Raw genomic sequence first — 22,227 nt, forward strand, 5'->3', positions numbered from 1 at the left:
ACGCACTGAATGTAAAGCCGCATTTCCAGGAGCCCCAATGGTCAGACGTACCCGCGCCGACATGGAACAGACCCGCGCCACCCTGCTGGAGACCGCTCGCCAGGTTTTCAGCGAACGTGGTTATGGTGAGACATCGATGGACGACCTGACGGCCCAGGCCAACCTCACCCGTGGTGCCCTTTATCATCATTTCGGCGACAAGAAGGGCCTTTTGGCCGCCGTTATCGCGCAAATCGACGCAGAAATGGACGCGCGGCTGCACGCGATTTCCGACACGGCCAGCGACCCCTGGGAGGGCTTTCGCAACCGCTGCCGCGCCTACCTGGAAATGGCCCGCGAGCCGGAGATTCAGCGCATCGTGTTGCGTGATGGGCGTGCCGTATTGGGTGCCCCTACCCCGCAAGCGCAGCTGCACTGCGTCGCGTCGCTGCGCAGCATGCTGGAGCAGTTGATGGCGCAGGGCGTGGTCGCCCAGGCCAATCCACAGGCGTTGGCGTCGCTAATCTGCGGGGGCCTCGCAGAAACGGCATTCTGGATTGCCGAAGAAGAGGGCCAAGGCCAAAGGCTGGAGCAGGCCCTGGACGCCATGGAACTGATGCTCAAAGGGCTGCGCAACCCCTGCTGAAAAACCGCGCAGGCGGACTATCCTGTGAGAGGGGGTTCACGCCCACAGGAGGTGTGCCATGCGTTCGCTCACATGGAGTTACCTGCTGGTGCTACTGTGCACAGCACCTGCCGCCCAGGCGCAGTCAGTGGTACCGCTGAAAGGCCAGAGCAGCCAGCAGATGCAATTGGACATCAATGATTGCAATACCGTCGCCACCAATGCCGCAAACAGCGCCTCGACATCCAGCGATGCCCACGTTGGTGGCCGGGTACGCGGCGCGGCAGCTGGCGCAGCAGCAGGTGCCGTGGGTGCACAGGTCCGCGGCAATCAGCATGAAGAGCTATACGACCGGGCCAGCGACGATGCCAAGCAGCAATACCGGCAAAACCGCGCCGGTGAAACCGCCGCTGCCGGTGCGGCAGTGGGTGGCATGCGCCAGCGCCAGGATCGCCGCCAGGACCGGCGTACCCAGGGCGAAGCACAGAGCTCGGCCCATGCCAGCGCGTACAGCGGTTGCCTGCAAGGGCGTGGGTACCAGGTCAACCCTTGAACGTTTGATGCACCAAGGTCAGGCCGACGGCAGGCATTAGAACTTGGCCAGTTCTTCCCGGCAAAACTCGACGAACAGTTGTGCCGGCTTGGTCAACTGAACCCGCTTCAAGCGGGCTGCCGCCAGCCCCGACAGCGCCACAGGTTCGGCGATATCGACCATCGCCAGGCGCTGCCCATCGTAGGTGCATTCCGAATGTGGGCGGGTGACCAACAGCGAAAAGCCGAACCCCTGCCCCACCATCCCGCGCACCATCTCGATCGACGGCGAGCTGAAGACGATGTTCGGGGTCAGGCCCATTTCGTTGAACAGGCTGACGAAGTAGGTCCGGCTGGGCGCCACGTCCAGCAGAATCATCGGCTCGGGGCAGAGATCGCGCAGCGAGACCTGGCTTTGCCCGGCAAAGCGGTGCTTTTCGGGCAACAGCACATAGGGTTTTTGCGGCGGCATCAGCGGCTCGGCCTCGATGGTGCCGTCCAGGTCGTGGTCGTAGAGAAACGCCAGGTCGAAGGTGCCGGCGGTCAGGCCCTGAATCAGGTCCTGCTGCTCGCCATCGCGCAGGCGGATGTCAACGCCAGGGTAGCGTTCGCGAAAGCCGGCGATCAGGCGCGGCAGGTACAGCGGCGCCACCGTCTCGAAACAGCCGATATCGATTTGCCCGGCAACGGTGTCGTTATCGGCTAGGGCGTTCTGCTCGAACTCGTGGGCCATCTGCAGCAGCGATTTGGTCTTGGCGTAGAAACGCTTGCCGCTGGGTGTCAGCGACACACCTTGGGCGTGGTGGCGGATGAACAGTTGTACGCCGAAGCTTTCTTCCAGGCTTTTGATGGCCGTGGAGATCGAAGGCTGGGCGATGTAGAGCTGGCGCGAGGCCTCGGCGACACTGCCAGCCTCCACGGTGGTGACGAAATACTTGAGTTGTCGCAAGGTATAGGAAGCCACAGGCACCTCTCCGGCGCCGCCTGGGCGCGCTGGTATTTTGCCTGTCACTTTAACGTGGCGCCTGGCTGGCGGGGGATTGGGTGATGAAGGATTTACCTATGGCTTGAGCATGTTTTTTAGTGAGGGGCGCCATGCGCCCCCCGTTACGCGGCTCACTCAAAGGGAATGTTCGCTAACACGCACTCGTCACCGACGCGCTTGTAGCCTGGCGCACAAGGCATGCCGACTACAGGGGCTGCACCTCGGGTACGCCACGATACGGTTTTCTGAGTTACCACTTCCTCCACGTGCTCGAGGTGATCAAGGGATGGCGATTCGTTCTTCGGTTCATCTTGCATGGTCATTTCTCCGGTTTATGTGAATTGCCCATTCAAGCTACAACCTGCTCGCGCCCATACCCACCGGGAAATGCCCCAGCCCCTGCACACTGAAATGAACCCCGGCGCTGCCCAAAAGGTCTTTACTGAAAGTGGACAAGTCCCAAAAAACGGTGTGCGCCTATGAAGATCGTTGTCACCAGTATTCTTGTCGACGACCAGGCCAAGGCCTTGGCTTTCTATCACTACGTGCTCGGCTTCATGCCCAAACATGACATCCCCCTGGGCCGGCACCGCTGGCTTACCCTGACCTCACCCCACGAGCCAAACGGCGTCGAGCTGCTACTAGAGCCTGATGCCCACCCTGCCGCCAAGGTGTACAAGGCTGCGCTCAAGCAGGACGGCATCCCTGTAACCTCGTTCGGTGTGCGCGACATCCAGGCTGAATACACCCGTCTGTGCGCGGCCGGCGTGCAGTTCACCCAACCGCCAACGGCCGCAGGCCCGGTCACCGTGGCTGTGTTCGACGACACCTGTGGCAACTTGATCCAGATCGCCCAGAAACACTAACGGCCACCCCCGCCTGGCGGGCACCCGTGGCCCGCCGTCCGCTATAGTTGCCTTTGCTTACTTGCGCAGCCAACAAGGAAAACAAATGCGCCACGAATTCAGTGAGGTCCTCAACGACCTGATCGATTACTTCCTGGTCGGCGACATTCAGTTGCTTGAGCGGTTTAAGCAAGACAACGACTTGGCGGACGACTTGGCCCACGCATTCACCCATGACGACAGCGGTGACAAGGCGGTGCGCGAAGGTGTGGTGCTGCCCATTGCCGGCATCGATAACCTGCCCTATCGGATCATCTTCACCCTCGATGGTCACACCCCTGCCCTGCGTGAGCCGGGTAGCCGCCTGAAGCATCAGCGTGCCGGCTACGTACTGCGCGTTGAGCACCGCGCGTTGATGCTGTACACCTGGCGCATCCTGCAGCACTTCACCAACAAGGCCCTCGGCGATCTGCTGGCACGCTACCAGGCACCTGGGCGGCCGATCATCGAGCTGGACAATGGCTGGTATGACGTGGAGGTGCTCGGTGGTGCAGTAGTGCGGGACGGGTTGTACGAGCCGGCGTTCGAGTTCGTATTGAACAAGCGCTGGAGCCGCGGGGAAGCCACCGGGGTGGATACCGGGTACGTCTTTACCCTGCGAGGGTATTTTGACTGAGGCGGGCCATTCACGCTTCGGTAGGAGCAGCCTTGTGCTGCGAAGAGGCCGGGGATAACAACGTAGATCTTCGCTGCTATCACCGGCCTCTTCGCAGCACAAGGCTGCTCCTACACGGGTCCCATAGCCTGACTCAGGTGTGGCTAATATCGCGGCAAGATCCCCAGCACTTCGGGGAAGCCACCGGGGTGGATACCGGGTACATCTTTACCCTGCGAGGGTATTTTGACTGAGGCGGGCCATTCACGCTTCGGTAGGAGCAGCCTTGTGCTGCGAAGAGGCCGAGGATAGCAACGGAGATCTTCGCTGCTGTCACCGGCCTCTTCGCAGCACAAGGCTGCTCCTACACGGGTTCCTTAGCCTGATTCAGGTGTGGCTGATATCGCGGTCCTTGGTCTCTGGCATGAAGAAGATCCCCAGCACCGCCGTCATCAGCGCAATCACGATCGGGTACCACAAGCCGTAGTAGATATCCCCGGTCGCCGCCACCATGGCAAACGCCACGGTCGGCAGGAAGCCGCCGAACCAGCCGTTGCCGATGTGGTACGGCAACGACATCGAGGTATAGCGGATGCGCGCCGGGAACAGCTCGACCAGCCAGGCCGCAATCGGCCCGTAGACCATGGTCACGTAGATCACCAGGATGGTCAGCAGCAACAGCACCATCGGGTAGTGAATCTTCGCAGGGTCGGCCTTCTCGGGGTAGCCCGCCTCCTTCAGCGCCCCGACGAGGGTGGCGGTAAAGGCATCGCTCTGCGTCTTGAGGTCGGCGGCGGCCAGGCTGCGGCCATCAAAGCTTGGGATCACCCGCTCGCCAATCCGGATCTGCGCCACGCTACCAGGCTCGGCCTTCTCGTTCGAATACGGGATCGCCCGCTTGGCCAGCAGGCTCTTGGCGATGTCGCAGGAGCTGGTGAATTTGGCCTTGCCCACCGGGTCGAACTGGAACGCGCACTGGCCAGGGTCAGCTACCACCACGACCGGGTTCTGCTCCTGGGCGACGAACACGTCCGGGTTGCCGTACTCGGTCAGCGCCTTGAAGATCGGGAAGTAGGTCAGCGCAGCGATGATGCAACCGGCCATGATGATCTTCTTGCGGCCGATGCGGTCCGACAGGCTGCCAAAGATGATGAAGAACGGCGTGCCGATCAGCAGCGAACCTGCGATGAGCAAGTTGGCAGTCTGCGGGTCGATCTTGAGCGTCTGCAACAGGAAGAACAGCGCATAGAACTGCCCGGTGTACCACACCACCGCCTGGCCGGCGGTGCCGCCAAGCAGCGACATGATCACCACCTTGAGGTTTTCCCAACGGGCGAACGACTCGGTCAACGGCGCCTTGGACGCCTTGCCCTCGGCCTTCATCTTCAAGAACACCGGCGACTCGTTGAGCTGCATGCGGATGTACACCGAAATGGCCAACAGCAGGATCGACAGCAAGAACGGAATGCGCCAGCCCCATGCCTCGAACGCCTCGGTGCCCATGGCCGTGCGGCAGGCCATGATCACCAGCAGCGACAGGAACAGCCCCAGCGTCGCGGTGGTCTGGATCCAGGCAGTAAAGAAGCCACGCCGGCCCTTGGGTGCATGTTCGGCCACGTAGGTCGCCGCGCCGCCGTATTCACCGCCCAGTGCCAGGCCCTGCAACAGGCGCAGGCTGATCAGGATGACCGGCGCCGCCACGCCAATCGACGCATAGCTGGGCAACAACCCGACCAGCGCCGTGGACAGGCCCATGATGACGATGGTGATCAGGAAGGTGTGCTTGCGCCCGATCAAGTCACCGAGGCGGCCGAACACAATGGCCCCGAACGGCCGCACGGCAAAGCCTGCGGCAAACGCTAAGAGGGCGAAGATGAACGAGGTGGTTTCATTGACGCCGGCAAAGAAGTGCTTGGCGATGATCGCGGCCAGTGAGCCGTACAGGTAAAAGTCGTACCATTCGAACACTGTGCCCAGGGATGATGCGAAGATGACCTTGCGCTCCTCCCGGGTGATACCGCGTTGGGGCGCGCTACTGCCCGTGGATGCGCTGTCGAGAACCGCCATGGGTTGCCTCCGTCTTGTCGTTATCGCAGGCCGGAGTACCTCACACCCATTTCACCGTCGCACCCAGGCCCTAGGGCTTGCATTGGTTGCGCGAAGCACGACGAGGCAGGCCGCCTCGAATCGCAGCAAGGTATCTGAAGCATAATCGGCTTTGCGGGGATATCCACTCGCCTTGATGGCGAGCGGCCACAGGGTGGACTGCCCCCGAAACTCGAACAAGACAGTTAACCCCACAGGTGAAGTGAATTCTCAAGACATACGCTATCCCTGTGGAAGCTGGCTTGTCGGGGCGCTGAACCGCTGCGATGGGCCGCGCAGCGACCCCATTGGGGCCTGCAACCTCTGACCTGGAATTTACCGCAGAAAACGCCCAACCTCCGCCAACACCCCATCGGCCTGTTCCCGGTGCGGCACATGCCCACAGCCCGGTATCAGCCGCAACACGCCGGGGCCCGAGGTAAGCGCGACAAGGCGCTCGGGGTGAGCCTGGGAGCCGAACTCATCGTTATCACCGTGCAGGCTCAGCAAGGGGCAATGTACCTGCGGCAACAGCGCATCCAGGCTCCACTCGGCGAAGTCTTCACTCAACCAGTTACCCACCCACGCACGCAATACCCATTCGGCCTTGTCGCCATGATAACGGCGCAGCCGCTGCAACTGCCCGGGCTCTGCAAACTGCAGATCCGCCGCACGAATACCCTCCAGCGTCCGTGCTTCGACAAAGGCCTGGGCGGACTCCGTGATCAGCCCCTGGCAATGGTCCGCGAACGCTGCCGCACACCCCACCGCCATGCCCCCGCCCACGCTGTGGCCGAAGACAATGAAGGCGTCGATATGCAAGTGTTCGCGCACCGCCGCAAAGCCCTGGCGCGCTTCGGCCTCGACAAACCCCAGACGCAACCGGTCGGGATGCGCGTCGGAGCGACCGAAACCGAGGCGGTCATAGGCGATTACCGGGTGCCCGGTGCTGCGCGCCAGTTGCGCAGGGAAGTCTCGCCACAAGGCCACACACCCCAGCGAATCGTGCAACAGAATGATGGGAGCACCCTGCGCCTGCGACGGCGACCACTCTTGGGCGAACAGCGTGCCTTGGGCCGTGGCGATCCAGTGCTCGTGCGTCTGCAAACCCGTCATGACGCCTCCGGCACCGGCCCTTTGAGCTCGACCTGGTTGCCATCGGGGTCGAAGCAGTACAACGACGGCCCTTCGCCCTCAGCGCCGTAGCGTTTCTCGGCAGGCTCCACCGTTACACCCGCAGCGCGCAGGTAAGCGGTCAATGCCGCCTCATCGAAGGGCTCGATACGCAGGCACAAATGATGCAGGTTACGCCCCTCTGCGCCAGGCGCGGCGCCACCCGGCTGCCCCAGCACACCGTCCAGCGTGACCAGATCGATCATGGCAGTGCCCGTCGCCAGGTGGACCATGCCCAGGTCTTTACGCACCTTGCTGACCGTGCAGCCCAGCACGTCCACATAGAAGGCGAGGCTGCGCGGCAGGTCGCTGACCCGCAGGACAAGGTGGTCGATGTGCTTGATGGCGAACGGTCGCATGCCGGGGACTCCTTGTGGCGTGTGCGCGAGGGTCAGACGCCACCATAGCCCACTATTCGGCGTGCTCGCTACTCATTGACCAAGCGCTGTAACTGGCCACCTTCATGACGTGCCAGCAGCCGCAGCAACTGATCGACTAAAGCCCGGTCCGGTGCCTCAAGGTGGAAGTGATGCCCGCCAGGGTGCCACGAAACCCGCGCATGGCCAGGCAAGGCCGTTTCACGCTGGGCGTACGCGTTGCCGCTAAAGGCCCCTTGTCGGCCGAACATCAGGTACAGCGGGCATTGGATCTGGCTGAGCAGGTCACAGGCTTCTCGCTCGGTCAACGGCATGGGTTCGGGCAGCACCAAGCGTGGATCGTGGCGCCAACAATAGCCGTCGCCAACCTGCAGCAGGTCACGACGGGCCAGCAACCGCGCAGCCTCCTCCGACAGCTCGCCGTCCAAGCGCTGGCGGCGCTGCTGCAAGGCCGCTTCAATCGTGTCGAAGCGGCTCGCGTCGGGTTCGCCGAACCCTTGTAGCTGGCTGCGCTGGACCATCCGCTTAAGCCGGTAGGAGCGCGCCAGATGCTGCACGCGGTCATCCTCCGCGACCGTGAACGGCGCGCCCATGCCATCGAGGAAGGTCATGCTGGAAATGCCGCTGGACAGGGCGGCGAGCAACGAGGCGATGCCGCTGCCCATGCCGTGGGCCAGCACATGGAAGGGCGCCAGGCCCAGGCTGTCGACCACCGCCAGCATGTCCTCGGCATGCTCCCAGAGGTAATAGCCGCTGTCGTGGCGGCGATGGCTGGAGCGGCCGTGGCCGACCAGGTCCGGCGCGACCACGAAACAGCCGTCGAGCAACGGCCCGAGCCGATCGAACGAGGCGGCGTTATCCAGCCACCCATGCAAGGCCAGCACCGGGATACCGTCTTCCGGCCCCCAGGTACGTACCGCTATTTCAATACCGTCGAGGTCAAGCAAATGATCCTTGGGACCGCACAGCGAACGCATAGAAGCTCCCCTTGGCTGCAAACCGGCCGCCATGGCCTACCCCACCCTCTCGCAGATGCACCTGCACTGTTGGCCCCTCACCGACCCGTACATGCGCGAGACCGACTGCTGCCGGCAATTATCTACCGCCACTCGGCACCCGGATGAGTGTCGACTACCGCCTCCCTGCTCAAGAGGTCGGTACCATGACAAGCACCCCACCCTTACATCACGCGCAGATCACGCGCACGCTGCCGCTATGGAGCAAAGCCCTGCATCCCGGCCATGCCGAACGCGTCGTGCAGCGGGTACGCAAGGATTACCTGGCGGCCGATGGCACGCCTTACAGCTGGTACGCCAGCGCCGAACCCGAGCAGCGTCTGCAACTGCGCCTGCTGGTCGAGACCCGTGACACCTGCCTCGCCCAGCTCCGCCAGGCACTGCCCGGTTTCAAAGGCATCATCGAATTCTGCCGACCGCTGCTGACTGATCGCCTAGGCCTGAACATGGCCGTGGACCAGGCCCAGTACGTGTTCCAGCCCTTCGAGCCCATCATCAACCCATGGGTCGGCGTACCCGACCCCCAATACCCGTTGGTGCCGGAGCAGCCGGTAGACGTGCTCGCAACCCGCCCCGTCGGCGCGCCGCAACCGCGCAGCTTGCTGGAAGCCGCCCTGCACAACTTCGAAGGCCTCACGGAAGTCGGTGCCTATAGCCGGCTGACCCGCGCCGCAGGCGATGATTCACCCTTGCGGGGCCTGAACATGGCCAGTTTCGTTGAGCAGTGCCGGGCGCTGGACCTGGGCCAACAGTATCAGGGCCACCTGCAGGCTACCCATGAAGGCGCGAACCGGCTGGAGGTCGAGCGCCTGTCGATTCAGGCGAGCCGCGAGTCCTTGCGGGTGCAGGCGCAGGTTGCCTGGCTCAAGGGCTTGCTGAGCGAACGCGGGCGAACCGCACTGATGCAACTGTGCAGCAATGTCAGCGCCCCGGCCTATGGTGAACACAATCTGCAGTGCTGGCGTTTCAGCCTGTTCGATATCCCTCTGCACGAAATCCTGCTTATCGGGCCTGATGCGCCGCACCAGAGCAACCCTTGCATCCTCTACATCCCGGACGACAGTGAGCACCCGGTGCGCGAGTTCGTCTCGGTTCAGGCGGTCGGGCAGCACCTGCGGCACCGGCTGCAGCGCAGCGAATTCCGTCGTGCATTGCTGCAGTTCGCCTACAAAGATCGCCAAGTGGAACTGTCGGCAAAACTGGAGCACGCGCTGTTCGAGGTGGATGCGAACGGCAACCGCACGCTGCGCAGCAATCCGCTTTTGCACGTTACCCCTTCGCCTGTGGGCAATGCGCCCTGGCCGACGTTGTACAGAGCGCACCTGGCACGCATGAAGGCCGACGCCAAAACCATCGCTGTGCCCACCGCCGAGGTAGACGCCAAAGCGCGTAACGCGCGCCTGCAACACTGGTTTGAAATGGGCATGAACGTACTCAATGTCGCCGCGTTCTTCGTGCCGGGCCTGAACACCGCTATGCTCGGGGTATTTGCCTATGACCTGATGAGTTCGGTGTTCACCGGATTCGAAGCCTGGGAGGAAGGCGACACCGCGCAGGCGCTGCAGCAGGTGCAATCGTTGGCCATCAATGCCGCAGTGATCGCCGGGTTCGCCGCTGGCGCCAAGGTTATCCAGGCATCCGGTTTCGTCGATGCGTTGAAGGCGGTGTGGCAGGAAGACCGTGAACTGCTGTGGCACCCGGACATGGCGCCGTATGCCAGCAATGTGGCGCTTGCTGAAGGTGCAAAGCCCGATGCGCTCGGGCTTCATCAACACCAGGGCAAGGCTTACATGGCGCTGGAAGGCAACCTGTACGAAGTGTTCCAGGACCCTGAACAGCACTGGCGCGTGCGTCACCCCGACTCCCCTCAGGCTTATGCGCCGCACGTGCGGCCAATCGGTGACGGCCGCTGGCAGCTGGCCCATGAACATGCTCACGAGTGGGACGACATACAGCTGCTACGCCGTCTCGGCCATCGCAGCCAGGGGCTGGACGATGCGCAATTGCTCACAGCCCTGCGCAGCACCGGCACCGACACGGCCAGCCTGCGCCGTGCCCATGCTGCTGGCTTACGCCCCCCGGCATTGCTGGCCGACACGCTGCTGCGCCTGCAACTGGACAACGAAGTGGGCACCCTCATTGAGCACGTACGGCACGGCCTGCCGCTCGCGGCCCACAAAAACTATGCCCTGCCCGAACTGCTCAACTTGCCGAAGTGGCCGCAGGATCACGTACTCAAAGTCTTCGAAGGCCCAGAGCCGTGGGGCAAGGCAGTGCGCTATGGTCCGCCCGCCGTACCAGGGCAGACAGAGATCGAGATCACCCGCGCCGACCTTGACAGTGGCGCACTGAGCCAGACCGTGTTGGCGCAGATGGATGAGCCCACGGTGCAATTGATGCTAGGTGATACCCCACACGCACAACGTGCCTCGGTACTGAACGACACGCTCGCTGAGCATCTGACCAACCGCCGCAAGGCGATATTTGACAGTTTGCAGCAAGGCCATCGTGAACCGCAGCGCCCCGCAGCGCAGGCCCTTGCCCGCCAGTTCCCAGGGCTGCCGGACAGCGCCCTCGACGAAATTCTCGACCATGCCAACAGCACTGAACGTCAGCGCCTGGCCGCAGGCCGATTGCCCCTGCGCATCGGCGAAGAGGCGCGCCTATTGCAAGCCCGCGCCAGGCTGGACCGGGCCGTCATCGGCCTGTTTCGGCACAGCCTGGCCAATACTGACACTGAACGATTGCAGCAGGCCTTGCAGGCCGAACACCCAGAGGCCACAGCCGCCGAACTGCTCGAGATCGCGCTTGCCGATCGGCAGCACTGTGCCGTCCTGTTGGGCCAGCAACCGATCAAGCCGGGGTTCCGCTCGCCTCTACGCCTGGCAAGTGGCAGGCTCGGTTACCCGCTCAGTGGCCGTGGTCAGACGGGGGCGGCAGCGCGCCGTTTGCGAGCGCTCTACCCAGAGCTCGACAATGCGCAAATCAGCGCGTTGCAAACCGAACTGGAAGAAGTAAGTGACCTGGGCACAGCGATCAACCGCCTGGAAGCCGAGCAGCGTACCCTAGACCGTGATCTGGGTCGCTGGATCGATACCGCGCAGGACCTGGAAGACCGTCGAAGCCGCCAGCAGTGTGCTGAGCGCCTGATGAGCGCCTGCCGCCGCGAAGGCGGCGAACAACGCAACCTGTTATGGCTGGAGCGTATTCACTTGCGCGAGTTGCCAACCATCACTGCCACCATGCCGCATATCCATGAATTACGGCTCGACGGCTTGCAACTGGAGCGCCTGGAAGGCGCTTTCCTGGCCAACTTCCCTCACTTGCACGCATTGGACGTGAACCGCAATCCGAACATGAATGTCGAGGCACTGTTCGAGGCGCTGAGGGCTGCCCCCAGGCTGCGCGATCTGAACCTGACCGGCAATGCTCTAAGGGCCCTCACCCCTGCGGGTCGGCAAGCCATTGGCGCGATGCCGGGCCTGCGCATACTCAATTTGCGCAGTAATTTTCTGGAACTGGATGACGCCAGTTTGCAGTTTCTGACCCGCCTGCGCTTGGGTGCGCTGGGCCTGGGGGACAATCACATCACTTTGGATGAAAGGCTTGCCGCACGCTTCCAGGACATGGTCCACCCAATCGTCTTGCACCTGGATTCCAACCCGCTTCAAGTGGCCCCCGACCTGCGCTTCATGGCCCGCCTCAGCCACCTCAACCTGCACCGCTGCGACTTGCAGCAATGGCCCGAAGGCCTGACCATACTGATGAGCCAGCCACAGTACCGGCTGCGCCACCTTAACCTGTCTTACAATCGCATCCGCAACGTGCCCGACCTGCCTGGGGTACTACGTACACCGTTTGCCCGTGATGTCTCGGCGCGCTTGCCCGAGCGCCACTGGCTGTTCAACTACAACGACCTGGAGGCCGAAACACGTACACGCCTGGGCGACAGTGGCGTCAACGTCTTTGAGCGCGCAGGGGCGATGGCCGAGTGGCAAGCGCTCTGGCGCAACCCGGCGAGCGATGCCGAGGAGAAGCTGTGGCGCGACCTGTTCGAGCCGGGGGAGAACAACGCCCTGCAAGGGGTCTTGGAACGCCTGAGCCAATCCGCTGAAGCACAGCGCGATGCGCAGAGCCTGCGCAACCGTGTTTGGGCCTTGCTGGAAAAAGCGGCTGGGGACAGTGCGCTGCGCAAACGCCTGAACACGGTGGCCCAAGACTTCCCGCCCACTTGCGGGGATGCCGGGGCCGACGCCTTCAGTGCCCTGGAGATCGAAGTGCTGGCTTACGAGGCGGCGGGCGGCGCCGGTACTCGCCCTGGCGAGTTGCTGGCGCTGTATCGCAAGCTGTACCGGCGCGATCAGGTCAATCAAATGGCCGACCGCATCAGTGTCCAAAGGTTGATGCGCAAGCGAGCCCTGCAGAACGGCGTGCTCGACGAAGCCCTACCACCTCACGATGAACTCGATGACCCCGCTGCTTATCCCGATGTCGAACTGATCGGCGGCGCAGTGGACGATATCGAGCTTCGCCTGGCCTTGCGCCAATCCCTGGCTGAGCCGCTGGGCTTCCCAGAGCCCAGTCACGGCATGCACTACCGCGCTACTGCCAATGTTAACCAGGTCATCATCGACAGGGTCGAGGCCGCCGTGCTCGCCCTCGACGCCGACCCCGATGCCCGGCTGCAATGGCTTCTCGAGCAGCCGGGGTGGGTAAGCTACCTGGAACGCGAGTATGCCGCGCAGTTCACGCTGCTCACCGACTTCTGGCGACAGGGCCACGACTATCTCTTCTACTGCGTGAATGAAACACACGAAGCCGTTACCCGCCTGGACAGATCGGTAGTACGTGCGTTGATCGATGTCCTGCCAGCGTCGCCCGTGGACGAGCAAGGCAACCTTCACCGGGTGCCACTCAACGAGGGGCAGTTCAACAACGCCATGGATGCATTGACCGTCGAACAGCAAGCGGTGCAAGCGGGGTTGCTAGCCAGCCTCACCCGCCAGGCGCAAACCCTGGGCGGTTAAACCGCCCTCACTGCCCGCGCAGGTCTTCGAAGAAGGCCTGCCGGCCATCAACCTGGCTCGACGCACGCGGCGCCGCCGGCGCTTCACTGTTGGCCGCTTCCACGTGCCAGTAGCAGTGCCTGACCGCACGCGTGACCGCAACGTAGGCCAAGCGCTGTACTTCTTCCTTCTGCGCGGTATCGAATGCCTGGGCATCACCGGCCTTACCCAGGCCGGCCAGGCGATAGACCTGGTTCTTGTACGGCGAGCTGGTCAGGTACTGGCAGTCACCAAGCATGAACACCGCATCGGCCTGCAAACCTTTGGCGCTGTGGTAGGTCAACTGCCGCAGCCGGCGTTGCTCTGCCGGCAGCGCTGCCTCAGCGTGCAGCACGGCCTGCAGGTGGTCGTTCATCAGGGCTTTGTCGCTGCCCTTGCGGTACAGCATCATCACCGACTCGCCGCGTTGATAATGCTCGATCAGGGTCTCGCCCAGCGCGGCCTCGTCGCGGTCGAATACCTTGACCGGCGAGCCCGGCAACTCGGCTGCCGGGCCACTGGCGCGGGCCTTCTTGCCAGTAATCGCGGGCGTGCCCTTGACCAGGAATTCCGCCGCATCGATGACCTGCTGTTGGCACCGGTAGTTCTCGACCATCATCACCCGCGTGTTGGCCGGTGACACAAAGGCCTTGGTGAACTCCATGAAGTACTTCGGCGAACTGCCGCGCCAGCCATAGATCGATTGCCAGTCGTCACCCACGCACAACAGCGACGAATGCTGGGCATTACGGCCGGTGTGCATCGACGGCCCACGTCGGCGGATCTCGGCAAGGCAGGCACGCAGCCAACTGACGATTTGCGGCGAAACGTCCTGGAACTCATCGATCATCAAATGCGCCAGGGGCCTGAGCAAGGGGTCGGGCAGCAGTTGCAGGTTTTCCGGGTTGTTCTCGCCAAACAGGGCAAACATGCGGTTGTAGCTCATCACCGGCGGCGACTGGTCCAGCAGGTGCGCCTCCAGGGCCTTCCAGTACAGCGCCAGGGCTTCGAAGAACAGGCCGTCGCTGTCGCCTGCCGGGAAGCTCATCGCCGCCACGGCGCCGTTCACGTCAAGCCCCAGGTTCTCGATGAAGTTGGCGGCACCGACAAAGGCGTCGAGCAGCGGTGCCGGGGCCAGTTCGCCCTTGACCTTGTACTCGAAGCCGGGGCCAGCCACCGCATCACCGGCCAGGGAGGCAGCCAAGCGCCGCGCGGCCGCGTAGTTGTCCAGCCAGATCAGCGGTTTGTCGCAGAAGGCCTGCAGCAGGGTGCGCTTGACCGCCCATTCGGCACGCACCGCCAGCTTGGCGCCGGGGCGCTGATACTGGGCACTTTCCGCGGGGTCGAAACCCAACACCACCCAGGCCCCCTGCCCCTCAAGGCGGCCATGCACATGGAAACGGCTGCCACGGATTTCGACCGTGTCGCGGCACGGCTCGATGCCTTTGATCGGCCAGGCGCCTGCGGCGAACCACAGGTCTTCGATGACATCGCACAGCTCTTCGTCGCGCTGGGCGGCCAACTGGGTCACCTGCGCACGCTTTTGCACCTCCGGGTGGTTAGGGTCCACCGGCTTGAGCTGCAACGCTTCGCTGCGCAGCAGGCCAATGAGTTCAGCAAAGCGGGGGTTATCGCCCAGCAAGGTGCTGTAGCAGAGGTTCAGTTGTTGGCGCTGCGCATCGTTCAGGCGCAGGTCGAATGGGTTGCTCTCGGCTTCGGCCTCGCGGCCCGCCGGCATCTCGTTGCCCAGTGTCTCGAACGCGCGCACCTGGCCAAAACCTGGCAGGCTGCGCACCAGCGGCAAGATGCGCGAATGGAAGGTGCGCACCAGCTCGCGGGCCAGCGCGGGCTGCAGGTCGATCTGCCACAGGGCGAACACCTGCAGCAGGCGTTTGATGAAGTCTTTGCGCGATTCGCGGGTGAAGGTGACCACGGTCATCGCGTCCAGCTCGTAGCCCAGGTAATGGCGCAGCAGCAGAATGCGCAACACCAGCGAGGTGGACTTGCCCGCCCCTGCCCCCGCCACCACACAGGTGGACGGCGTGTCGCTGAAAATCAGCTTCCACTGGGCCGCGCTGGGTTGCGCCTCGGCGGGCAGGCGCTGGGCCACATCGGCCTTGAAGCGCTTCTTCAATTCGGCGGTCAATGGCAGGCGCCAATCGTCGAAGAGGTTGTCGTCCTGGCCGGGTACGGCGGCGGTGTCAGGGCGGGTATCGCGGATAACCAGCACCTGGCGCCCCGCCTCGTACCCTTCCACACGCCCGCGCTCGAAGCCTTCGCGCACCCCGTCGGCATGGCCACTGCGCTGGCCTGTGGCGTGGCCGAGGAACCAGGAGTCGCGATGCTGGGCTTGCAAGCGGGTCAGGCCCCGCCCCAAAAGGCGGGCGGCCAGGCGGCGAAACCACGGTAACTGGGCAGGTGGGGTCAGGTCGGCAGGCGCCTGGGGATGCTCGTGGGCCACGGTCACTCCGATGGAATACAAAATCAGCGTGCCATGTTCGCCGCATCCACCAAAAATCACCAGCGAATGCTTGCAGATCAGTGGATTAGGCGATGAAACGGATAAAAAGCCGCAGCCTTAATGATCTACCAATTCGATCATTATTAGCCGATATTTACGCTTATTTTCGATCTTTCTTTGTCGCATCATGGCGTCATTCCACTGATTCAAGGAGCACGACCATGCTGCAACTGCGACCGTTCGAAAGCCTCGGCCACGCCAACCACGGCTGGCTCGATGCCCACCACCATTTCTCATTTGCCGAGTACTACGACCCTGCTCGCATGCACTGGGGCAACCTGCGGGTCTGGAACGATGACCTGATCGCCGCTGGCAGCGGTTTCCCGCCGCACCCGCACCGTGACATGGAGATCATCACCTACGTCCGTGAAGGCGCGATCACCCACCAGGACAGCCTGGGCAACAAAGGCCGTACCGAAGCGGGTGACGTGCAGGTGATGAGTGCAGGCTCCGGCATCGTGCACAGCGAGTACAACCTGGAGGACGTCGATACGCGGATCTTCCAGATTTGGGTAGTGCCTGAGCGAGTGGGTGATGCGCCGACCTGGGGTACCCGCCCTTTCCCCACCGGTGAGCGTGGCGAAGGCTTCGTGACCCTGGCCAGCGGGCGTGAAGGTGACGAAGACAGTTTGCAGATTCGCACCGATGCCCGGCTGGTGGCCGCGACCCTGCGTGCAGGGGAAAGCGCCGAGTACCGCTTCGATGCCGGGCGCCGTGGCTACCTGGTGCCGGCAAAGGGATTGATAGAGGTCAACGGCCTGCAGGCCAAAGCGCGCGATGGGGTGGCGATCGAGCAAGAGGACGTGTTGCGGGTGACGGCTATCGAGGACAGCGAGATCGTGCTGGTGGATGTTGCCTGAATCGATTGCCTGCTCCCATTGAGCAAAACTTAACGCATTGAGCTAGCAGCGACTCTGTTGGAGCAACTGTCTTGCTCATTGATTTAGCGGCGACTCTGTGGGAGCGGGCTTGCCCCGCGAACACCGGCGAAGCCGGTGCCATGCACCGCGTAGCTTCATTCGCGGGACAAGCCCGCAACAATGTGAACTGCCCCCAAGAGGCTGGGCAGTTTCCCTGAAAGTCAAAACGGCAACGTCAGCTTCACCCAATACGCGTCCCCTTGGGCGCGGTTACGCACTTCGGTCTCCTTCGACCATTTCGCCGTCACAAACCACCCTCCCTCGCCGCTGTATTTGATCGACGGCCCGATGGCAAAGCTGCGCCCTTTGTTATCTTCAATACGTTCGCCGTCCTGGCGGTCGTCAGTCGTCTGGCGGTAGTAATAACCACCTACCCCCAACACCCACCCGTTGCCCAGCCCCCACCCCACCGCATAGTCGACATGAAACTCCTGCCCAGACCGGTAATCGGTATCCGGGTTGCTACGGTTGAAGTCGTACATCACCTTGGCATCCAGGTTGAGCCCTACGGGGTCGACGTAGCTCATCGCGTACACCGGCTCGAACACCCAGTAGTTGCGCCCAGGGTTGGCCAGGTCGTGTTTGTCGTAACGGCCAGTGGGCGCAATCATGTCGAAGGCCAGGATGCTGTGGAACTTGTCGCTGTGGTGAAAACCCAGCGCCGGGCCAAAAATCACGTCCCCCAGGCCACGGTTGTGCTGCGACTGGCCATCGACCGAAACCTTCAGGTCCACCAGCGGCACAATCGTGTGCAGCGCAAGGCTGCCGCCCAATACCGTGTAATCACTCACCCAGATCAGGCGTGGCACGATCGCATTGGCGCGCACGCGAAAGTCTACCGGCAGCTTGCTGCCGTCGTTACCACGCAGGTTGTCGGCCTCATAGTGGTTGACGAACAATTGGCCATAGACACCCGGCGGCGGCATGGCGCCGGACATGTAGTTTTCGGCACCGAGCGGGTACGACGTGCCGCCCCCTTCGGTGGCCTGTGAAAGGTTGGCTGCACCGAACAGCGTGGCGCAGGCGGCAAGGCGTAGCAGGTTGGCAAGCTTCGGGTTCATCGGGTCAACCTTTGTTGTTGTTATCGGTCGTGCAATAAGCCGGTCAGATGCGCTTGAACAGCGCCGAACGCTGGCCTTCACCTGCGGCATCAGCAGCGCTGTAGAAGCGCTCCATAAAGATGTCGCGCTCGAACAGGCGGCCCTGCATCAGGCAACTGATGGCGGCGTCGATCATCGGTGGCGGGCCGCACAGGTAGGCCTTGTGGCCGTTGAAGCGGCCGTCGAAATGCTGCTTGGCAGCGTCGTGCACATAGCCGCGTACCCCCTGCCACTGCTCATCCTCGGCTGCCTGGCTAAGGGCTGGCACATAGCTGAAGTTGGCATGGCGGGCCGCCAGCGCTTCGAACAGCTCGCGGTTGTACAGTTCGGCGCGGGTACGTGCGCCCTGGAACAAGGTGATGTGTCGCGTGTCGCCCCGCGCCAGCAAGTCGAGGATCATCGACTGCGGGCTCGACAGCCCTGAGCCACCGGCGATGAAGATCAGGTCGCCCGGTTGAGCGCTGCGCACGAAAAACTGCCCGTAAGGGCCGGACAGGCCCAGCGCGTCACCCACCTTGAGCTGCCGGTGAATGTGCCCGGTCGCCACGCCGCCTTCCACCAGGCGCACGTGCAGCTCCACCTCATCGGGCCGGTCAGGCGGGTTGGCCAGGGAGAACGCGCGGGTGCCCTCGATGCCAGGCAGCTGCAGGTTGACGTATTGCCCGGCCTGAAACGCCATCGGCCGGTCGAGCTTGAGGTGCACGCCGCGAATGGTCGGCGACAGCTCAACCAGTTGGGTGACCACGGCGCGGTAGTCCTGTACCGGCAAGCCGGCAAAGTCAGGGTCGACGTCGATGTCGGCCTCGATCACCAGGTCGCTTTGTGGAATGGCACAGCAGGCCAGCACCTTGCCCTCGTCGCGTTCCATGTCCATCAGGGCAAAGGAGGACGCCGCCCCCAGGTCGACCTCACCTTCCAGCACCTGGCACTTGCAGGTCGCGCAGGTGCCGTGGCCGCAGGCAAACGGCAGCCACACGCCCTGACGCAAGGCAGCCTCGAGAATGGTTTGGCCTTCCTCCACCTCGATCTGTTCACCGGTGGGTTCGATGGTGACTTGATAGCTCATGGCAGCGCTCCTCAGTTATGGCTGCCGCCCAGGCCTTCAAGGCCGGGGGTATGCAGGTGCAGCAGGCTCTTGTGGACGACACCGTTGGCAGCCAGCCCACGGGACAGGTCAGGCGTGAATGGCTGTTCGTCCAGGCGCCAGCGCACGGCGGTGAAATCCACCTGCGCAGCATCGGGGTGCAGGGCAATGGCCGGCTTGACCACGTGCTCGATGAAGGCCGCGAACGGCTGCGCCGGGTCCACGGGCAGGGTGAACGGCGCGCAAAACAGCAAGTGGTTTTCCCAGCACAGGTACACCAGCTGGGCGCCGTGGAAGTTGGCCTGAAGGTCCAGGGGCTGGGCGGTGTAGGCGCCGATGGCGGTCACGGGCATGGCAAGGTTCCTCTTGTTCTTGTATGGGCCCGGGCGCAGCAAGGCGCCCAGGCAGTTGCGGTGTTTTGGCGGTTCAGCCGGCCTTGCGCCCGGCACGTTGCAAGGCCTCCCAGCGCAGCTGCTCGGGCGAGCCCTGGTACTCGAAGTTGTCCTGCCCGGGGGCGATGTTGTAGTAGTCGCGCACCACCGCCTCGACATCCCCACCGCCACAGTTGCCCTGCAGGATCTGGTGCACCGGCAGCCAGGCCTGCACGTATTTGTCGGGCTCGTAGGCGAAGATGTCGCAGCAGCCATCGGAGCAGAAGTGGTAACGCTCGCCTTCGTGCAGCAGGCTGCGGTGGCTCAGTTGCGTGGGCGCGTCCGGCTCGGTGAAGGCCAGCGGGATCTGGCAGATCTGGCAGAGCATCGGCAGGGTCGGGTTGTAGAAGCGCTCGCCGCGCGCCTGCAAGTCACGCCAATGCTCGTAACGCGGCCGGTAGTAGCGGTCGAACGTGTCTGGGTACTTGGCCGAGAGCCAGTCCAGCTCCTCGTCGGTGGGGATCCAAGTATGGAAGTTGGTGGCCTGGCTGTACTGGTAGAAGATCGACCAGGCCTGGTGGCTGATGTGTTCTTTGCCGATGGTGGTCTGCTCGACGTATTTCGGCGGGCGGATGCCATAGCGTTCCAGGTCCTTGAACAACGCGCCGCCAGCCTGTTCGAAGTACACCTCCCAGGCCTCGGCCCACGACATCACTTTGTTCGGCAGCATGTAGTCCATCATCATCCCGACCAGGGTCAGCAGCCGGTAGCCACGCCAGAACCATTTGTCGATCCAGCGCTGGACGATCGGCACGTTGTCCTCGTGCTGCTCGAGCAAAAACTTGATCACCTCAAGGCCCAGGGTCATGTGCCGGGCTTCGTCCGACTGCGCCGAGAAGCCGAAGGTGACGGTGGCCATGTCGCCGTTGAACGCGGCGCCGGACATGAACGGCACGAACAGCAGGTTGGTCAGCACGTACTCGAAGGAGAACGAGATGGCCGTGAGGAACTCGAACGGGCCAGCCGTGCGGGCGTCCTCGAAAAACGACTTGGGCACCGAGAGGAACCACACCCGGTCGTGCATGTGGGCAAAGTCATGCAGGCCGTTGAAGTGCTTGTTGTAGTGGCTCATCGCGTGCACTTGGGTCTGCACGTGGCGCAGTTCGTCTATCGCCTGCATCTGGCAGGCCACCCGCGCACCGGCACCGCCAAAATGCCGGCCGACGCGGGCGAAGCCTTGGTAGGCCTGGTATTCCAGGGGCGTGACACCACTCAAAAACAGCTTCAACGCGTTGACGTAACGGGCATCGGAGATGTTCTGGTGGCCATTGTTCTGGGCGAAGGCGTCGAAGATCGCGTACAGCTTTTTCTCTTTTTCGGCCTGGTATTTCCAGTAGGCGTCCATGGTCAGGCGGAAGGGGTCTTCCCACTTGTCCCAGTCGGTGATCTTGATGCCCTCGAAGCGTTCGTAGGGGTAGATCGCGTCCTTGCTCTGGTAGCTCGGTTCCCAGCCCAGGTCACGGGTCAGGCAACGGTATTTGTCTTTCTGGTTGAGGCGCTTGGCGGCCATGGTGGCTCTCCGAATGCTGGTCGTTGGGTGGGTCAGTTCCAGTGCAGGGCGAAGCAGTCTTCGTCTTCCTCGACGTTGCCGCCGAGGGTGATGACGTCGATCAGCATTTCCTGCACGTCCCATTCACGGCCGGTCTTTTCCTCCACTGTGGCGCGGTGAATCTCCAGGCGCCCTTCGGCCTGCACGCGGATCATCGCGGGCTGATGCTGGACGACTGCGTGCGGGTTGTCCTGGGTGATGGCCTCGACGATGTAGCGGGCGCTGTCGTTGTCCTGGAAGGCGATGTAGACGAGGGAAGTCATGCGGCGTCTCCACTGAGGCCGAGTTTTTTCAGGCGTGCGCCAAAGGCGCTGTCGATGGCATCGAGGGCTTCGCGCCCAGGGCCGACCTCGGCCAGCGGCAGCAGCGCCTCCCGTGCGCGCACGCGCCACTGGGCCACCCAGCCGTCGACCAGCTGGCGGTTGTGTGCGCTCTCCCCGACCACGGTCTTGACCAGCGCATCGACCCACCGCTGGCTCTCGGCAAACCACAAGCGCATGAACTCGGTGAGCATGCCGACCTGCCCTGCCCCGTCCGCCACCAGTTGTGCATCGAAGTGCTCGAACAGCAGCGGGTACAACAGCCCATCACTGACCAGGTTTTGCGCCAGGGTCAGCTCGAACCAGTCCTGCACCACCAGGCTGTCTTCGACATAGCGGCGCAGCCCTTGCCAGGCCGGTTCGTCCAGCCAGCGCTGCTTGGCTTCGGCCAGCAACGCCAGGCCGTCGTCTTCGAGTAGCAGGCCGATGCGCGACAGGTACTGGGCAATGGCCAGGCGGTCCATGGCCTGGAACATGTGCATCTGGGTGACGCTGGTACCGAAGGCGTCCGCGGCAATGCCGCTGTTGTTCATGTTGGCGCCCAGTTCGGCATGGCGCAGCGGCAGCAGTACGCGGGCGATCAGGGCACGGGTTGCGACGGGCAGGCTGCCCAGCAGTTCGCGCTTTTCGCAGAAGGCGAAGCTGTGCTCGGCGTTTTCCTGCATGCGTGCCCGGGCCTGCACGTAGGTGCCGTAGTAGTACTGGCGCGGGTCGCTGACGGTGTACCAGTCGGCCATGCACACGGCGGTGCGGCTGGGGTCGTTGAGCAGCTTGTCGGGCTGCCACAGCGGGCGGTAGTGGAAGTTGCTGGCGGCTTCGATGTCGAAGCTGGCTTCCTGGTAGCGACTGGCAGGTTTATCGCCGAACCGCCGGCGGGTGTGGCTGAAGGTCTGGCGGATCGGCTCGACCGTGGCCGTCTTGATCTCGATACTCATGCAAGGCGTCCTGTACTTGTTGTTGTGGGGAAGCAATGCGCCGGCAAACGG

At 63.2% G+C, this 22,227-nt stretch carries 18 protein-coding genes; 6 read left to right on the plus strand and 12 right to left on the minus strand.

The window, feature by feature from the left end:
- The first annotated feature begins 37 nt into the window (after positions 1-37).
- Together AC5PZ0_RS22785 and AC5PZ0_RS22790 are read left to right on the plus strand one after the other, a co-directional pair.
- Positions 38-625: a TetR/AcrR family transcriptional regulator gene (locus AC5PZ0_RS22785; RefSeq protein ID WP_027596221.1), complete on the plus strand. Its 588-nt coding sequence runs from the start codon at positions 38-40 to the stop codon at positions 623-625.
- Positions 626-683: 58 nt separating this feature from the next.
- Positions 684-1,157 carry a YMGG-like glycine zipper-containing protein gene (locus AC5PZ0_RS22790; protein WP_085273138.1) on the plus strand — a complete coding sequence of 158 codons (474 nt, stop codon included), beginning with the start codon at positions 684-686 and terminating at the stop codon, positions 1,155-1,157.
- Between the two features lie 36 nt (positions 1,158-1,193).
- On the opposite strand, the gene AC5PZ0_RS22795 is transcribed toward AC5PZ0_RS22790, so the two are convergent.
- A complete protein-coding gene (locus tag AC5PZ0_RS22795) occupies positions 1,194-2,099 on the minus strand; it encodes a LysR family transcriptional regulator (RefSeq protein ID WP_027596219.1) in 906 nt (301 codons plus the stop codon).
- Between the two features lie 500 nt (positions 2,100-2,599).
- Here AC5PZ0_RS22795 and AC5PZ0_RS22800 point away from each other — a divergent pair, with 500 nt between their 5' ends.
- Complete coding sequence (locus tag AC5PZ0_RS22800) at positions 2,600-2,986, plus strand: VOC family protein (protein ID WP_027596218.1); 387 nt, start codon at positions 2,600-2,602, stop codon at positions 2,984-2,986.
- 85 nt (positions 2,987-3,071) lie between these two features.
- The gene (locus AC5PZ0_RS22805; RefSeq protein ID WP_493855796.1) at positions 3,072-3,641 is read left to right on the plus strand and encodes a hypothetical protein; all 570 of its coding nucleotides are present in this window, start codon (positions 3,072-3,074) and stop codon (positions 3,639-3,641) included.
- A 366-nt stretch (positions 3,642-4,007) separates the two neighbouring features.
- Here AC5PZ0_RS22805 and AC5PZ0_RS22810 read toward each other — a convergent pair whose 3' ends face one another.
- The 4 genes from AC5PZ0_RS22810 to AC5PZ0_RS22825 all read right to left on the minus strand — a co-directional run bounded on the left by AC5PZ0_RS22810 (position 4,008) and on the right by AC5PZ0_RS22825 (position 8,232).
- A complete protein-coding gene (locus AC5PZ0_RS22810) occupies positions 4,008-5,687 on the minus strand; it encodes an MFS transporter (RefSeq protein WP_027596216.1) in 1,680 nt (559 codons plus the stop codon).
- A 354-nt stretch (positions 5,688-6,041) separates the two neighbouring features.
- Positions 6,042-6,821 carry an alpha/beta fold hydrolase gene (locus AC5PZ0_RS22815; RefSeq protein WP_493855797.1) on the minus strand — a complete coding sequence of 260 codons (780 nt, stop codon included), beginning with the start codon at positions 6,819-6,821 and terminating at the stop codon, positions 6,042-6,044.
- Complete coding sequence (locus AC5PZ0_RS22820; RefSeq protein ID WP_265969709.1) at positions 6,818-7,237, minus strand: VOC family protein; 420 nt, start codon at positions 7,235-7,237, stop codon at positions 6,818-6,820. Before AC5PZ0_RS22820 ends, AC5PZ0_RS22815 begins: the two co-directional genes overlap by 4 nt.
- A gap of 68 nt (positions 7,238-7,305) precedes the next feature.
- Positions 7,306-8,232, minus strand: a complete 927-nt coding sequence (locus AC5PZ0_RS22825) for an alpha/beta fold hydrolase (RefSeq protein WP_493855798.1) — start codon at positions 8,230-8,232, stop codon at positions 7,306-7,308.
- A gap of 185 nt (positions 8,233-8,417) precedes the next feature.
- Between AC5PZ0_RS22825 and AC5PZ0_RS22830 the strand changes: the two genes are divergently transcribed.
- On the plus strand, positions 8,418-13,298 hold the full coding sequence (locus tag AC5PZ0_RS22830) for an NEL-type E3 ubiquitin ligase domain-containing protein (RefSeq protein WP_493855799.1): 4,881 nt from the start codon (positions 8,418-8,420) through the stop codon (positions 13,296-13,298).
- 7 nt (positions 13,299-13,305) lie between these two features.
- On the opposite strand, the gene AC5PZ0_RS22835 is transcribed toward AC5PZ0_RS22830, so the two are convergent.
- A complete protein-coding gene (locus AC5PZ0_RS22835) occupies positions 13,306-15,777 on the minus strand; it encodes a UvrD-helicase domain-containing protein (protein WP_493855800.1) in 2,472 nt (823 codons plus the stop codon).
- A gap of 221 nt (positions 15,778-15,998) precedes the next feature.
- On the opposite strand from AC5PZ0_RS22835, the gene AC5PZ0_RS22840 reads away from it, so the two are divergent.
- Positions 15,999-16,697, plus strand: a complete 699-nt coding sequence (locus AC5PZ0_RS22840; protein WP_493855801.1) for a pirin family protein — start codon at positions 15,999-16,001, stop codon at positions 16,695-16,697.
- 221 nt (positions 16,698-16,918) lie between these two features.
- Here the strand turns inward: AC5PZ0_RS22840 and AC5PZ0_RS22845 are convergent, their stop codons facing one another.
- The 6 genes from AC5PZ0_RS22845 to AC5PZ0_RS22870 all read right to left on the minus strand — a co-directional run bounded on the left by AC5PZ0_RS22845 (position 16,919) and on the right by AC5PZ0_RS22870 (position 22,176).
- Positions 16,919-17,818 carry a SphA family protein gene (locus tag AC5PZ0_RS22845; RefSeq protein WP_493855802.1) on the minus strand — a complete coding sequence of 300 codons (900 nt, stop codon included), beginning with the start codon at positions 17,816-17,818 and terminating at the stop codon, positions 16,919-16,921.
- Between the two features lie 43 nt (positions 17,819-17,861).
- A complete protein-coding gene (locus AC5PZ0_RS22850) occupies positions 17,862-18,923 on the minus strand; it encodes an NADH:ubiquinone reductase (Na(+)-transporting) subunit F (RefSeq protein WP_265969705.1) in 1,062 nt (353 codons plus the stop codon).
- Between the two features lie 11 nt (positions 18,924-18,934).
- Positions 18,935-19,294: a phenol hydroxylase subunit P4 gene (locus tag AC5PZ0_RS22855; RefSeq protein ID WP_099428934.1), complete on the minus strand. Its 360-nt coding sequence runs from the start codon at positions 19,292-19,294 to the stop codon at positions 18,935-18,937.
- Between the two features lie 73 nt (positions 19,295-19,367).
- The gene (locus AC5PZ0_RS22860) at positions 19,368-20,882 is read right to left on the minus strand and encodes an aromatic/alkene/methane monooxygenase hydroxylase/oxygenase subunit alpha (protein WP_493855803.1); all 1,515 of its coding nucleotides are present in this window, start codon (positions 20,880-20,882) and stop codon (positions 19,368-19,370) included.
- Positions 20,883-20,914: 32 nt separating this feature from the next.
- Positions 20,915-21,184 carry an MmoB/DmpM family protein gene (locus AC5PZ0_RS22865; protein WP_099428932.1) on the minus strand — a complete coding sequence of 90 codons (270 nt, stop codon included), beginning with the start codon at positions 21,182-21,184 and terminating at the stop codon, positions 20,915-20,917.
- The gene (locus AC5PZ0_RS22870; protein WP_027596205.1) at positions 21,181-22,176 is read right to left on the minus strand and encodes an aromatic/alkene monooxygenase hydroxylase subunit beta; all 996 of its coding nucleotides are present in this window, start codon (positions 22,174-22,176) and stop codon (positions 21,181-21,183) included. Before AC5PZ0_RS22870 ends, AC5PZ0_RS22865 begins: the two co-directional genes overlap by 4 nt.
- Positions 22,177-22,227: the final 51 nt, after the last annotated feature.

Source organism: Pseudomonas sp. 5.2 (assembly GCF_059025405.1).

What these genes read in the sequence shown, in the direction of transcription:
- AC5PZ0_RS22845 (WP_493855802.1), bottom strand. Translation starts at nt 17,818, where the DNA reads ATGAACCCGAAGCTTGCCAACCTGCTACGCCTTGCCGCCTGCGCCACG.
- AC5PZ0_RS22855 (WP_099428934.1), bottom strand. Translation starts at nt 19,294, where the DNA reads ATGCCCGTGACCGCCATCGGCGCCTACACCGCCCAGCCCCTGGACCTT.
- AC5PZ0_RS22830 (WP_493855799.1), top strand. Translation starts at nt 8,418, where the DNA reads ATGACAAGCACCCCACCCTTACATCACGCGCAGATCACGCGCACGCTG.
- AC5PZ0_RS22805 (WP_493855796.1), top strand. Translation starts at nt 3,072, where the DNA reads ATGCGCCACGAATTCAGTGAGGTCCTCAACGACCTGATCGATTACTTC.
- AC5PZ0_RS22785 (WP_027596221.1), top strand. Translation starts at nt 38, where the DNA reads ATGGTCAGACGTACCCGCGCCGACATGGAACAGACCCGCGCCACCCTG.
- AC5PZ0_RS22800 (WP_027596218.1), top strand. Translation starts at nt 2,600, where the DNA reads ATGAAGATCGTTGTCACCAGTATTCTTGTCGACGACCAGGCCAAGGCC.
- AC5PZ0_RS22840 (WP_493855801.1), top strand. Translation starts at nt 15,999, where the DNA reads ATGCTGCAACTGCGACCGTTCGAAAGCCTCGGCCACGCCAACCACGGC.
- AC5PZ0_RS22810 (WP_027596216.1), bottom strand. Translation starts at nt 5,687, where the DNA reads ATGGCGGTTCTCGACAGCGCATCCACGGGCAGTAGCGCGCCCCAACGC.
- AC5PZ0_RS22790 (WP_085273138.1), top strand. Translation starts at nt 684, where the DNA reads ATGCGTTCGCTCACATGGAGTTACCTGCTGGTGCTACTGTGCACAGCA.
- AC5PZ0_RS22815 (WP_493855797.1), bottom strand. Translation starts at nt 6,821, where the DNA reads ATGACGGGTTTGCAGACGCACGAGCACTGGATCGCCACGGCCCAAGGC.
- AC5PZ0_RS22865 (WP_099428932.1), bottom strand. Translation starts at nt 21,184, where the DNA reads ATGACTTCCCTCGTCTACATCGCCTTCCAGGACAACGACAGCGCCCGC.
- AC5PZ0_RS22820 (WP_265969709.1), bottom strand. Translation starts at nt 7,237, where the DNA reads ATGCGACCGTTCGCCATCAAGCACATCGACCACCTTGTCCTGCGGGTC.
- AC5PZ0_RS22870 (WP_027596205.1), bottom strand. Translation starts at nt 22,176, where the DNA reads ATGAGTATCGAGATCAAGACGGCCACGGTCGAGCCGATCCGCCAGACC.
- AC5PZ0_RS22860 (WP_493855803.1), bottom strand. Translation starts at nt 20,882, where the DNA reads ATGGCCGCCAAGCGCCTCAACCAGAAAGACAAATACCGTTGCCTGACC.
- AC5PZ0_RS22850 (WP_265969705.1), bottom strand. Translation starts at nt 18,923, where the DNA reads ATGAGCTATCAAGTCACCATCGAACCCACCGGTGAACAGATCGAGGTG.
- AC5PZ0_RS22825 (WP_493855798.1), bottom strand. Translation starts at nt 8,232, where the DNA reads ATGCGTTCGCTGTGCGGTCCCAAGGATCATTTGCTTGACCTCGACGGT.